Annotated in this window: 15 protein-coding genes; 9 read left to right on the forward strand and 6 right to left on the reverse strand. The window is 41.0% G+C overall.

Annotated features, from left to right (window positions below; translation table 11 throughout):
• The first annotated feature begins 240 nt into the window (after positions 1–240).
• On the forward strand, positions 241–1,389 hold the full coding sequence (locus tag AC1DRQ_RS00080) for a hypothetical protein (protein ID WP_477421462.1): 1,149 nt from the start codon (positions 241–243) through the stop codon (positions 1,387–1,389).
• Positions 1,390–1,690: 301 nt separating this feature from the next.
• Positions 1,691–1,954: a helix-turn-helix domain-containing protein gene (locus AC1DRQ_RS00085; RefSeq protein ID WP_477421464.1), complete on the forward strand. Its 264-nt coding sequence runs from the start codon at positions 1,691–1,693 to the stop codon at positions 1,952–1,954.
• A gap of 593 nt (positions 1,955–2,547) precedes the next feature.
• Here the strand turns inward: AC1DRQ_RS00085 and AC1DRQ_RS00090 are convergent.
• A complete protein-coding gene (locus AC1DRQ_RS00090; RefSeq protein ID WP_477421466.1) occupies positions 2,548–3,363 on the reverse strand; it encodes a helix-turn-helix domain-containing protein in 816 nt (271 codons plus the stop codon).
• A gap of 181 nt (positions 3,364–3,544) precedes the next feature.
• Positions 3,545–4,537, reverse strand: a complete 993-nt coding sequence (locus AC1DRQ_RS00095; RefSeq protein ID WP_477421468.1) for an NADP-dependent oxidoreductase — start codon at positions 4,535–4,537, stop codon at positions 3,545–3,547.
• A 272-nt stretch (positions 4,538–4,809) separates the two neighbouring features.
• On the opposite strand from AC1DRQ_RS00095, the gene AC1DRQ_RS00100 reads away from it, so the two are divergent.
• The gene (locus AC1DRQ_RS00100; RefSeq protein ID WP_477421470.1) at positions 4,810–5,181 is read left to right on the forward strand and encodes a hypothetical protein; all 372 of its coding nucleotides are present in this window, start codon (positions 4,810–4,812) and stop codon (positions 5,179–5,181) included.
• 706 nt (positions 5,182–5,887) lie between these two features.
• Positions 5,888–6,448 carry a hypothetical protein gene (locus tag AC1DRQ_RS00105; RefSeq protein ID WP_477421472.1) on the forward strand — a complete coding sequence of 187 codons (561 nt, stop codon included), beginning with the start codon at positions 5,888–5,890 and terminating at the stop codon, positions 6,446–6,448.
• Positions 6,449–6,678: 230 nt separating this feature from the next.
• Here AC1DRQ_RS00105 and AC1DRQ_RS00110 read toward each other — a convergent pair whose 3' ends face one another.
• From AC1DRQ_RS00110 to AC1DRQ_RS00120, 3 genes are all read right to left on the reverse strand, one after another.
• Entirely contained in the window at positions 6,679–7,245 is a 567-nt protein-coding gene (locus AC1DRQ_RS00110; RefSeq protein ID WP_429401639.1) for a cupin domain-containing protein, read from the reverse strand.
• A 171-nt stretch (positions 7,246–7,416) separates the two neighbouring features.
• Positions 7,417–7,992, reverse strand: a complete 576-nt coding sequence (locus AC1DRQ_RS00115; RefSeq protein WP_429401638.1) for a hypothetical protein — start codon at positions 7,990–7,992, stop codon at positions 7,417–7,419.
• A 64-nt stretch (positions 7,993–8,056) separates the two neighbouring features.
• The gene (locus AC1DRQ_RS00120) at positions 8,057–8,320 is read right to left on the reverse strand and encodes a type II toxin-antitoxin system VapC family toxin (protein WP_429401636.1); all 264 of its coding nucleotides are present in this window, start codon (positions 8,318–8,320) and stop codon (positions 8,057–8,059) included.
• Between the two features lie 1,021 nt (positions 8,321–9,341).
• On the opposite strand from AC1DRQ_RS00120, the gene AC1DRQ_RS00125 reads away from it, so the two are divergent.
• Both AC1DRQ_RS00125 and AC1DRQ_RS00130 read left to right on the forward strand, forming a co-directional pair.
• Positions 9,342–10,436: an NHL repeat-containing protein gene (locus AC1DRQ_RS00125; RefSeq protein ID WP_429401634.1), complete on the forward strand. Its 1,095-nt coding sequence runs from the start codon at positions 9,342–9,344 to the stop codon at positions 10,434–10,436.
• Between the two features lie 277 nt (positions 10,437–10,713).
• A complete protein-coding gene (locus AC1DRQ_RS00130; protein WP_477421475.1) occupies positions 10,714–10,953 on the forward strand; it encodes a hypothetical protein in 240 nt (79 codons plus the stop codon).
• A gap of 9 nt (positions 10,954–10,962) precedes the next feature.
• Here the strand turns inward: AC1DRQ_RS00130 and AC1DRQ_RS00135 are convergent, their stop codons facing one another.
• Positions 10,963–11,412, reverse strand: coding sequence for a hypothetical protein (locus tag AC1DRQ_RS00135; protein WP_477421477.1), 450 nt, complete (start codon positions 11,410–11,412; stop codon positions 10,963–10,965).
• A 105-nt stretch (positions 11,413–11,517) separates the two neighbouring features.
• On the opposite strand from AC1DRQ_RS00135, the gene AC1DRQ_RS00140 reads away from it, so the two are divergent.
• The 3 genes from AC1DRQ_RS00140 to AC1DRQ_RS00150 all read left to right on the forward strand — a co-directional run bounded on the left by AC1DRQ_RS00140 (position 11,518) and on the right by AC1DRQ_RS00150 (position 12,612).
• Complete coding sequence (locus AC1DRQ_RS00140; protein WP_429401628.1) at positions 11,518–11,955, forward strand: Hsp20/alpha crystallin family protein; 438 nt, start codon at positions 11,518–11,520, stop codon at positions 11,953–11,955.
• Positions 11,956–12,029: 74 nt separating this feature from the next.
• Positions 12,030–12,314, forward strand: a complete 285-nt coding sequence (locus AC1DRQ_RS00145; RefSeq protein ID WP_477421479.1) for a hypothetical protein — start codon at positions 12,030–12,032, stop codon at positions 12,312–12,314.
• 106 nt (positions 12,315–12,420) lie between these two features.
• Positions 12,421–12,612 carry a hypothetical protein gene (locus tag AC1DRQ_RS00150; RefSeq protein WP_477421481.1) on the forward strand — a complete coding sequence of 64 codons (192 nt, stop codon included), beginning with the start codon at positions 12,421–12,423 and terminating at the stop codon, positions 12,610–12,612.
• The last annotated feature ends 53 nt before the right edge of the window (positions 12,613–12,665 follow it).

Here is a 12,665-nt window from a genome sequence, read left to right on the forward strand (position 1 = left end):
TATGTAATAAATATCTATGGCTTTAATATTAACCTTAATTTAATAAAAAAAAATCAAAATGATAAGATCAAACAAACTTCCGCAAAAAAGAACCCAGACGCTTAACGAATTTAAAGCGGCAGGCAAAAACAACAGAATGTCTGATACTGATACGCCTAGTTCCAGTTTAACGAGCATTACAAGTACCCACATTTTTAAGAGATAACCAATTCCTGGTTATACAGACAATTATTTAAAGCGATGTTGCGAAATGAACTACACCGACTCGACTGCCTGACTGCAAATCATTCCGTGCTTGCGGGATCGGGCCTGCCTGATCCTGATACTGTTACCATATGCAGGCAGGTTCAGGATGCATGGCTCGACGCAGTTCTTTCCGGCATGCCCAAGGATGGTCTGGTCCCTTATTTTTGTTATCAACTGAAGGGTATCACGGAAATTGCCGATACCCTTCAGTGCTTTTTAAAAAATCAGCATGAAGCCCGGGAATGGCTGCTTTCCCTGATTGATCACCTGCGGACCTATTATGCAGAATATTTGCAGCTGGACAGCCATGCGCCGGCGGTCTATCGCGATCGGCTGATCGGGCAACTTGCGGGCGACATCAGTTTGATCACTGCTGCTTTAAACGGGGGGCGATTAAGCCCGGCGTTGACCATTTGTATCAAGACCTGGCTGAAAGAAATTAGCGCTAATCAAGTCAATTTACGCTATACTTTTCGTTCGCTCGACTATGTGGCTGCAGCCGTTACTGAATTAGCCGGTTTATCCTGGCGGTCGCCGGATATCGAAGGATCCCTGGTCGCCTTTCTGATCCGGATCAACTATAATAATTTAGCCTTTTTTAATTATTTACAACGCCGCCTGATCGAAAATGCAAGCCAATCGGAAACAGGCGGGCTGTCCTTAAAATGTCTCTGGAAGCAACGCGCAGAACTAATGGCGACTCCTGAACAGCAAATAGCATATGCGCCGTCCTGGCCATCTGTGAAACGGATGATTGGGGACTGGCTAAATGAACAGATAAGAGTGACCCTGTTGCTTGAAAAAGCAAATGGCGGTATAAAAAATAACAACGATGAGAAACTGACACTAAATTTATCCGTAGCCTATCTGGCCTGCTTGATTAAACTATTGTATGAGGAAGATGTTTTTGGAACACAAAGCTTATCTTCGATTTTTCAATTTTTTTGTGACCATTTTAAAACGACGCGGCAGCCATTGGTTTCTGCTAAAAGTCTCAGTAAAGAATTTTACAGTATCGACCTTCACTCTGCTACCCGCATTCGTGACCTGCTTCAAAAGATGATCGCCCGGATCAACCGTAATTTTTTCCCGGTATTGGCTGTAATAAGTATAGCAACTTGTTTTTTTCGAGGTATTCGATAAGCTCCGCAAGCCAGGTATAGCTGAAGCCGTTCTTCCTGATTAGTTCTTCCGGAAGGATAAAACAAATATCCTCTAAAGTTTCAAATTCCATTAATTTGCATCCTTCGCAAAAACTTTTGCTCAAGTCAAGTTCATGGATTGGTGTCCGTAAAATCCTGTTTACATCCATTGGTGCAGCCTGACACAAAGCTAAATAAAATATCGGATTTGTTTCTTATTAGGTGTATCATATAAGATGTATCATATAAGATGTATCTTATAAGCGGTACTTTTCGAGCATCGGATTGATTTAATTTACTTTATGTCAACTGATAAATTCGATGAGGAAAGCGAATACATTACGCTGTTATTAAAAAAGTTAGGCAACAGGTTGCGTGCTGTACGGGAGGCTCAGGGCGAGACCAGTTACGAAAAGTTCGCTTTTAAAAAAGATCTCAACCGTACCCAGATCTGGCGTTATGAGAATGGGGAGGATTTGAAGTTTTCTTCTTTACTTAAAGTCCTGAAAGCTCTGGATATCAGCTTGAAAGATTTTTTTAATGATGGCTTTGATGATAAACCCTAATTTTTTGCCGAAACATAAGCTGCATGCAGTTTCATATTTTAAGACGGCAGTTGACGATGCCGGCACCTTTTATAAGTCCGATGGGTTTATTGGGTTTGAAGCGAAATAACCACGCCTTTCTCTGAAAAGTTTCAAGCGTGGAGCCTGCAATAAATTTTCTGTAGTGCTATTACGCTTTGTTTTTCATTTAGTGCGAATAAGTATCCTCAAACCAACCTTAATTCTTGTTTTTCAGATCATTTAGCCAATGATCCACAAAAACGACTCATCAAGAGCTGTATTGGCGGGCAATGAAGGAGCAGGATTGGAATTAAAACTACAGAAACGAAAAAAGTAATTTCAGGTGAAATTGCCCCGATTATCAGTTTATCGTCGGCTAATTCATTGCTAAGGACAAACATACCCTGGCTCGCTAATGCCAATGAGGCATCCATCATATTAACCCGCATAACGACAAGGTGTTAAGGGTTATCCAGAAGGCTAAACCTTTTTACGCCCAAATGAGCACAAATGTATTCAGTTATTCAAAACCTGAAGAGCAGCGTTGATTATATAGATTACTTTCATGCTTCGATGCAAAACCCATTTGCGCCTTATCTAAGCTTTCCCATAATTTCTGTCGGTGAATAGCCAAATTGTTTTTTAAAAGCAAAAGAGAAATGAGAAAGGTTTTCAAATCCAGTCTCCAGGTAAACATCCACAGCTTTCTTTCCTCGTCCGGCAAGCTGAAGGTGAGCTAATTCCAGCCGCTTTCGAATCAACCAACGCTGCGGCGTTATTTTGAAAGCTTTTTTAAAATCCCTAATAAAGGTGGAAAGACTGCGTCCGGTAAGATAGGCGAATTTTTTAAGTGGCATGTTGAATTTATAATGCTTTTCCATAAAATCGACCAGGTTGATCTTTCCGGGTTCTGAAAAGTCAGCCAGTACGCTATCTATGCCAGGCTCAATAAAACGCAGAATAGACACGGCCTCTTCTAATTTTAGCACCGCAATACTTTCCGGTAATTTGTGTTGAAGATCAAAATAAGGCGTCACAGAAGCAAAAAAGCTTTCCAGCAATGGCTGATCACTCAATACTCTCACCGTATAGTCCGGAGCTGAGGTTAGCAGCGCTTTTTGCCTGGTGTAATATACCTTTAAGCGCTCAAGTGTTAACCCAAAAACAAGCGCCTTATAAGGCCTGCCATCTTTAGGTTGCTTAATAACATTCGACAATTGATTTCTCGGAAAGAGCAACATACTGCCCGATCCAAAAGTATAAGATCTATCTGCCTGAATTACTTTCATTTCACCGGAAATGATCCTGACAAACGAATGAAAGTCAAGGCTAAGGTCATCCTTATAAATCCCCTCTTCTGTAACCGTCCACACAAGATCCGTAAATCTACTGAAATTTTGTTTGGCCATGATGGTTATAAAGTTTGTTTACGATACGCATATTGCAAATACAAAAATACATTTTATTTAAGTGGTGATATTCCTAAGGGTAGCATATTAGATCGTCGTTAAAGCCAGCTAATCTTGTACTGAATTATAGTGTTAAGTATACCCAGGTAGGGCAAGATCAGCTGGCATTATCGTGTGGTAATTATGGCACGAGAATTATTTTACCAACCGTATTTTTGCTCTGGATCACATCATGGGCTTTAGCCATATCCGCCAGAGGCAGCACTTGCGACACATGGGTTTTAATTTCACCTGAAGATAGTAAGCGGGCGATATTTCCAAGATCTTCCAGATAATTCGCATTAGGAGTTACGTTAACTCTTTTGACGATTACATTTCTTTCTTCTTTTGCCTTGTCGGTAAATTCCTGATCCGGATATATGACGATGCTGGATAGTTTACCGCCGTTCTTGAGCGTTTTAATTGAACGGCCCAGGTGAGTGTTCTCTGTACTGCCTGTTTCTGATTCTATCCACACGGCATCATGTACGATATCAGCATCGCTAATAAGATCTTCAACGGCCTGCGTTTTATAATCGATAAACTCATCTGCTCCAAGGCCCAAAACAAACTCTCTGTTGTCACCAGAGGCAACCCCGATGACATAGGCACCAAAATGCTTGGCCAGTTGTACCGCGTAATGCCCAACCCCGCCGGATGCCCCATAAATAATGACCTTATCCCCATTTTTTACTTGCGCAAAGCTCACCAATGATACCCATGCGGTTAAAGCAGCCATTGTTGCTCCGGCGGCTTCCTCAAAACTTACGTTAGATGGTTTCAACAGCATTTCATCTTCGGGTGCCGCAACGAATTCTGCATAGGCATTCGCTTGGCCTATGAACTTGAAGTTACCAAAGACTTCATCTCCGATTTTAAATTTTGTCACACTTTCTCCCGCTTCAGTTACAACACCGGCAACGTCCCATCCCAGGATGATATTTTCTTCATTGCCTGTTCGGGCATAGATCATATCCAATGCTGCCTGGTTTCTACGAACATAGGCATCTACAGGATTTATACTGATCGCTTTTACACGGATCAACACTTCATTATCTTTAATTGATGGTACAGGAACCTCTGCGGGAACCAGGTTTTCCGGCCCGCCCACCTCTTTCAATATTATAGCTTTCATTTAAATAATTTTTTACCAAAATTACTTTCATTTCAAGTCTCCTGTTTTGTTGAGATTGTCAATTTAACTTTGCTGTAATTGTCACATATAATTATACGTTGTTTAAAATGGCATTTTCAACAAAGCATATTTGACAATCTTAACAAAACTTCTTTTTAGAAGCCATCCTATCTTTAGATTATGAAATAAGTAAGAACAGCTATAAATGCCTGTCAACTTATTTAGCCAGCTACGCTGCTGAGTTAGCGGATAAAAAATTAAATAAACTTAACATGTTAGAACAATCAACTTTGCGGCTTACCATGTCCGCGACTGTTAATCCCAATGACTGGGAAAAACTTGAACAATTCATGGCAGAAGCGAAAATCGTTGTGCCTCGTGAAGGAGCCGGAGTGTTAATCCATGAATGTCATTATGACCCGGAGACTTTGACCATCCTCTTATTGGAATCTTATGCCAACGAGAGTGAATTAATTAAACACGCGCAGGCTTTTGCACCGGTGATGAATAAATACAAGGTGGATTGGAAAATAAAGAGATTAGACTTACTGGGCAATTATTCTCCAGAGATCCTGGCATTAATGAAAGGAATGGCCAACGGGGCAGAGGTCAACTTGTATAACCATGTCTTTAAAAACAAATAGAAATTTGCTGAAGCTATTTTTAAATATCGAGGGAACTTACACTTGAACTTTAAATTTTTTCGCGCTTTTTGCAACGGTTGGATCAGCATAATGAAACACTGCGGCCGCCATAGATCAGCTATTTCTGTAAAAGAACTATACGGATCATTTCTAGTAATGGCTGTATAATCTGATAATGACAATAGGTTTGTTGGCAAAATAATTTCATTTATAATAAAAGAAAAATACCACCTCTGACACACTGCTGTCATAACCTGGATTTAATTTTGCTGTATAAAATTTAAAACAGACAATAGGATCATGAAAGATTCATCAGAAACACTTGGCCGTTTCCATAAGCTTTATTTTTTTATCAATAAACAATAGAAACACCGGTAGAAATAGTAGTGGTGTTGGTTGAAATAACTGATATATTTTTAACGCAGCCTCTACTGTCTTAGTGTATATCATCCCCGCAGCACTGGCTGTTTTTTGTTGAAGTGCCGATAATTCACCTGGCGATGAATGTCAAAGCCAGCGGCAAATTCCTTAAAATCGGCGAAAAAAGCTCCGGTTGCTCCATCGTGGCGAAGTGGCTACATTCTGGCATATCTTTCCAGTGAATGAAAAGGGGCTTACCGAAAAAAGATAGTTCAGTTTGTACTTAGTTTAAACGCGTACTGGCCAATTAGTTAAACATAAGCTTGTTTAATCTGTTATTAAATTTATGGAAGATACAAAGATCGTTTCAGGCAATACCGAACAGCAAGTGTGGGTTGGTGTAGCGTCCATCCTCCAGGAAGATATATTTGATTATAACTTGCTCATAAAACAGGGAAAAAAGCAGATCAAATTATATATTGGCATCGATTTGGGCGGAGGCTTTGAAGCCAGCTCGGCATTAACCCAGCTGAGTGCGATTCTGTCACATAAAAATACCTTTAAATTCGCCATACATGATAAAAGTTTTATCGACCAGGTTGGTAAATTTTTTGGCATGCAGGATGTGGAAATTGGCTATCCAAACCTGGATAAACACCTCGTTATTAAAACCGACAATAAGGAAAAGGTTCGGCATGTATTTGCGGATGCTGATATACAAAAAGTTTTTTCCACGCTTGAAAGCTTTGACTGCGGAATTTATGTTGATACAGATGAGAATGACAAACAACATGCCTATCTGGAACTAAACATTGACGAGGGCATTAATAACCCTGCCCAATTACGAAAAATATACCATGCCTTTTATAAGTTGCTGATGAATATTGAACACCAGTTAAAAGCCTGAGTTTCGCCCAGACCCCGGCTAATATGTAATTGTGACGACAAATACGATGACGATCCTATTGGTTTAGTCTACCTCGGGAATACTCCGAAAAATGCTACTTTGCTTATTTACAGGACAATCCCTGTTTATCGGAAACACTAAAGATTATTCTAAGAGGAGGCCTACAAAGACGCCAAGTGACGGAGCACCTTACCCGGTGCTTCTAATGGTACACTGAAACGCTATGAATTTTAATCCAGTTTTAAGGGAGGACCTACAATTTGCATGTCATGATCGTTAAAAATTTTGGCAAGTTCCTGTTCTGTTGGCTCATGATCTAAAGCCTGCATGGTTACAAAAAATTCTTCAAGTTTACCGGCCGGCTGCAATGTAACCGTCATTTTTCCTTTTTCGGATACTTGGGTCCAGGCATGAGGTACATTGCGGGGTAAAAAAATACTTTCTCCTGTACGTAAATGAAACTTGTCTTTGCCAACCTGGAAATAGTAGGCGCCATCTAAAACGTAAAATATTTCATCCTGCAAAAGATGGACATGCAGCGGTGTACCCCGGCCCTGCGATAAACTTGTTTGCTCAAAAATGGCCAGGTCACCATCGGTATCACTGCCGGATATTTTTACATCCAATATGTTGGAATTGACCCCTTTTAATTTAATATGGCCATGTATGCGGCCTTCTCCCGCGTTTATTTTAAAGCCCTTGTTTATGCGCAATAATCTTTTTACATCAATAGCAAGGGATGTTAACGGCATCGCCGCAAACATTAGCACGGAAGTAATAAAATTATTTCTTTTCATGATAAAACGATTTGCATTGGTATATAAAAAGGACCTTAACGGCGTATTACCAGGTTGATATAAAAGTAGTTATAATGATTTAGTTACGCTAGCAGAATGGTCTTCAATAGCAAACTTTGTGGACAATAATTTGGCGGCTAAGGAGCTTACCATTGCTCCGGCTGCCAGCTATTATCTTACTCTTGTATCTGTTGCCACCCAGTTTACTTCCCATGTTTTGCCGCCGTCAGCAGAAAAGGCTTGCTCAAAGTGACAAGAGTTGGCTGTGATATCAGATATTATAAACCGGACTAAGATTGCTCTGCCATTATATGTTTCCTGATCGTAGAATTCTCCTCGTCCATTTTGGAATTGCCCTATTGTCGGTTGGCTCATAACGCCACTGCCGCTACCGGAAAAATTCAAGCTCCATTGATGGGCTACTATATTATATAGGCGCAAGCTTAACGCTTCAATATGTCCTGAAGGACCTGTCACATCGAGCTCGACCAGGTTGGCACGACCGTTCCAAACCTTCCTGACCACAGTGGTACCGCTGTATTCGACCCATGACGATGAACCTGTCAGAGGCTCCTGTAAACGTTTTAACGCTGTCTTCCAGGTGCCTATTTCAAAATCGAAGTCATGCCTGCCATCACGTTGAGTAATTCTATTTATATCATTATTTTGTTGAGCATGCACAGAAAACGCATTAACTGTTATTGCACAAATCGCAGTTAATAAAATTAGCTTGTTAGTATGTCTCATATCACCTAAAATTAAGGTAAAATTGCCCTCATAAAAAAGGAATTTTAATATATTTTCTGCAAACCTACAAAAAGCGAATTTTATACTGGGTAACGAGTTTTGATTTGCCCTCCTTTAAAGGTTTAACCAAAACTTCTAAAAGCGCAATGGAAGAGGTAATGAAAGTAAAATCTCCATTATCATTCGAAGTAAAATACGCCATTAATTTATCCTGGTAAGTTGAATGGCCTTCGATGAAATAGATTAGCGGAGCAGTATCCAGAAAAATACGCTTTTGATAAAAATCAGCATTATTACCACTGTCTTTCCTGGTCGATATATCCGTCAATACCGGTATTGCTCCATAGAGAAGAACCTACGCCAGATATAGAAGTTAACTTTGTTTTATTTTCCTTGTGTTCAGATTTACGAATTAACAGTGCAAGCTTTTCTAAAAGGTTAAGCTGGTCTTCCTTATTCAAGCGTTTAACCTGTAATAAGATGTCATTTAAGAGGGGCTCGACTTCGCACGGGGTGCGGTTAGTGCGCCTAGTAGGGTTACCGAATCGGACAAGCTTGAAAATCAAGTCTTGTCCGATTTTTTGTCACTAAATATCTCTCGACTCAAGATCTTGTTTACTGATTCGCACGGCTTGTTCAAGCATACCTTTATGCAATAATTTTTTGGATATGACACTACGCTGAAAAGCGAATAACTCCATGTTCGTTTGTCACAATAATTCGTTCAATAAAACACTATTTGCTATATATCAGCAAGTTGCTAATCTGGAACAGTGATTGATTAATAAAAATACCGCCGGGGTTTTAAGGGCCCGGCGCTTCGCCAAAGTGAAGCCCAAGCAGCTTCCCTTGAAAGATGGCTTGCTTCAGTAGCTTCAAGACCCCGGACGATGCGTGTCTTATTAATTGTCTTGGTAGAGCTGTACGCCTTCGGGTCTTTGCTGGTCCTGAATCGAGCTTTGAATGTAAGAGCACAGGTTCTTTCGTTCCGGACCCGATTTTAATTCCCCCCTGGAGCCGAACACAATAAGGCCGAGTGCAATACAATGACCAATGTCCAACCGCATATCGGGCCGAAAAAGGTTGATTTAGGAATTTCTAATTATTGTCTTTTGCTTCTTATTTCTCACATAAACTCATAATGAAGCGGAGTGGCAAGCCATGTTTTGGTCAGGCTTCCCTGGACATCCGCATCCCTTGGTCCTAAGGATTTGGTAATGATCCGGCAGGGATCACGGCATAAGATTATCATAGAACCCGGTCATTTCTTTACAATTTTTTCACAATTATAGTCGACCCATATTTGCAAGCTATTTTGCTGTTAGTTTTGAATAACCAATTAAGTTACCATGAAAGCAAAAGTTATCAAGATGATTTCGCTTAGCGTATGCATGTCCGGAATTCTACCGTTACAAAGCTGTAAAAAAGACACGCCATTGTCTAAAATTTCGGAACAAAAAAATATTAGTTTAGCTACTTCAACAGCAAGTTCATTGACTTCATCCTATGTAGTGAGTACAGTAGTTGGCAGGAATTCCGGGACGAACTTGCCGTCATTGCCATATCCTTGCTATATATGCAGTGATGCTGTGGGATCGATGTATGTTACCTTACCTTTCAGCAATGCAATTTACAAAGTGAGCCCTCATGGAATTTACAGTAAATATTTGAGTTATGACAGTCCTTACGGCATCAAAGCGGGGGCGAACGGCAGTGTCTATTTTGTAAGTAGATATTCGAATACCGATGGCAGTATTGATACCAATGCTATAGTTAAAGCAGATAAGAACAAAAAAATAACTGTTCTGCCGGTGAAGGAAAAACTTACGCAGATCCTTGACTTAGCGATAGCACCTGACAGCAGCATTTACATGGCCGATTTCCTCAACAACCGAATTATTAAATTTACAAAACAGGGAGGTACGAGCATACTTGCAGGAAAAAAGGGTGTGCGCGGGTATGCAGACGGGCAAGGCGAAAACGCACATTTCACCTATCCAACTTATCTCAAATTTGGGGAAGACGGTTACCTTTGGGTCGTCGATGGCGGAGGTATCGATGTGGGGCAAAGTATAAGGAAAATCAGCAAACAAGGCAAGGTAACAACTGTCTATAGGTTGAAACCCGACTATAAAAATCTCCATTACATTGAAACTTTTGCCGTAACTAAACGAGATAAAGACTATAATCTATCTCCATATGAAAATGTGTTTTTCTTTGTCAGATCTTTTTCGGACGGAAATAAAGTGGTATCAAACCAGTTGTTTCATCTTTCGTATACTAATGTTCTTACTCCTATTACCGGAAACTTACCCGAGGGTTACCAGGATGGATCTGCATTACAGGCAAGTTTCAACGTTCCGACAGGGCTAACCGTAAACCCAAACGGTATATTTGTGGCGGATCAAGTTAATGGTGTCATCAGAAAAATAACAAAGCAATGATACTGGTCTTATTTGATAGGTTACTCGAACTTCAACTTATGACCGGAGTATCACTGCACTATTGGATATTCTTATACATTTAAACTTATCTAATAGTATTTTCTATTAATCTCAAGTGCGCGCAGATGTCATACCTGGATAAACCCCGTTAGTTGCCCTCCTCACCGGTGCAAAACGGCACGGCTGAGCTGTTAAAGCAAATATTTCTCGTCGGACCTGAAAGCGTCACCAGCTTAAGCAATTGCGAACAATAAGCGGCAAGCGGTGTTCATCTTTTATGAGAAATCCATTAAAAAAAGATAACCACACGGCACTGATCGGTGCTATCGCTATAGGCGCGGTGGCTGCAGGCGCCATCGCTTTTCTGTTCCTGACCGAAATCGGCAAGGACACCCGCAAAAGCCTGAAAAAGAAAATCAAGTCGTTTGCTAAAGACGCGGCAGCGGATGCCGTCAGCAAAAAAAACAAAATCAAAAGGAAAGTGGTTAACGCCGCGGCTAATCACGTCGTAAAATAAAATGGCCGGCTAACTGGCTTTTAACTCCAGGAAACGGATCAAATGTTCTTCCAGTAAATCGGTATTGTAATCCGAATCTGTAGCATGAACAGTAACGATCAGCACATCATCTGTTACCGTGATGGTCAGGGCTGGGCCTTCGATCACTTCCGGGAACAGCACGTTGATCACATCATACACATGGGCGTAATCAATGGCCAGGTTGGAACCCAGTTTTTCATTGATATAATCCGCGAATTCCGTTTTTAAAAGGTCAAACAGCTTTTCTGCGCTGAGTGGTTTAACATTTTTGATAGCTGCCATAGGCATACATAAGCGCCAGAGGCGCATAATGTTTGATACGAATAGTGAAATAGCTGCAGGCATCTTATGCAACACGCTCAGCCAGTGAAAAAATGGCACCCACACTGAAAAAAATTCAGCCTGAAACTGCCGGATTTTCATTTTTTCTATCATCATTTTGGATTGGCATGTTGCTTGTAAGACATCCAATGATCACCACGATCGGTTTAATTAATTATTGTTCATTTATTTTTTAAAGTAAAATTTAAAGGAGAAAAGGCCATGACCTTAGTTAAATTTAACAACAACCGTAACAATTCATTATTGCCAGGCATTAATGATGTTTTTGAATCCATCTTTAACGACACGTTCGTTAGCGACCGTATGGTTACCCGCGTGCCTGCCGTCAATATCAGCGAAAGCGAAAATAACTATCATGTAGAACTGGCTGCACCGGGTTTGAAAAAGGATGATTTTAAACTGAACCTGGAACGCAACAACTTAACCATTTCGGTGGAAACCTCCGCTAATCAACAGGACAACGCAAAAAATTACAACAAGCGCGAATACAGCTACAGTTCTTTTGTGCGTTCGTTTACGCTGCCTGAAAGCGCGGACGACAGCAGGATCGATGCCTCTTATACCGACGGCATCCTGCACATTGATATCGCTAAACGCGAGGAGGCCAAATTGGTGCGCCGCCAGATCGAGATCAAATAAATGTAATTATTTAAAAAATTATTTTTTAAACCGAAGGGCTCCTGCTTACAGGGGCCCTTTGATTTTAACATCCTATGGAAACGCAATTTTATATTTTACTTAGCGTCAATACGCCGCAGGGTTTTGTGAATTACGGGCAATATTTCTTTGGAAATGGGCGGGAAGCAGCTTATGAACTTTTTAACAGCTTAAAAGGGCGTCAGGATACAAAGGCACCCTTACATATCGACCTGATGGAAACCGTTGGTGATTTGCCGGTGAAGATCAAGACTATTTGCTGCACGCTGGAAGAACTTGGCTGTAACAGCAAACTCATTGCCAGGGAGGTCTTTCGCTTAAAAAACCTGGAGGACATGTGATGACGGATAACTGCGATGATGGCTGATCCGGCAAATTCTAATAAATCAGGAGGTTTTAAACAATAGCGGCAGTGGGAGGTTATATTTAAAGATAACATGAAACACAATGGGAAAGCAACATGAGACCTTTCCGGGAGAGAAACCGGAATATCCGGTGCCGGAAGAAAATCCGGAAATAAGCCCGCAGGAAGATCCGGCGGAACCGGAAGTACCGCAGGAAGACCCGCAGATCATACCGGACGAGTATCCGCCGGAAAACAATCCGCAGGAAACGCCGCCCCGACCAGATATTCTTTAAACATCGGGTGTGCGGGCTGTAGCGGGTTAGCTTTAATTGTTTGACGCTTTCTG

The sequence above is a fragment of the Mucilaginibacter sp. P4_E8 genome (assembly GCF_056401495.1).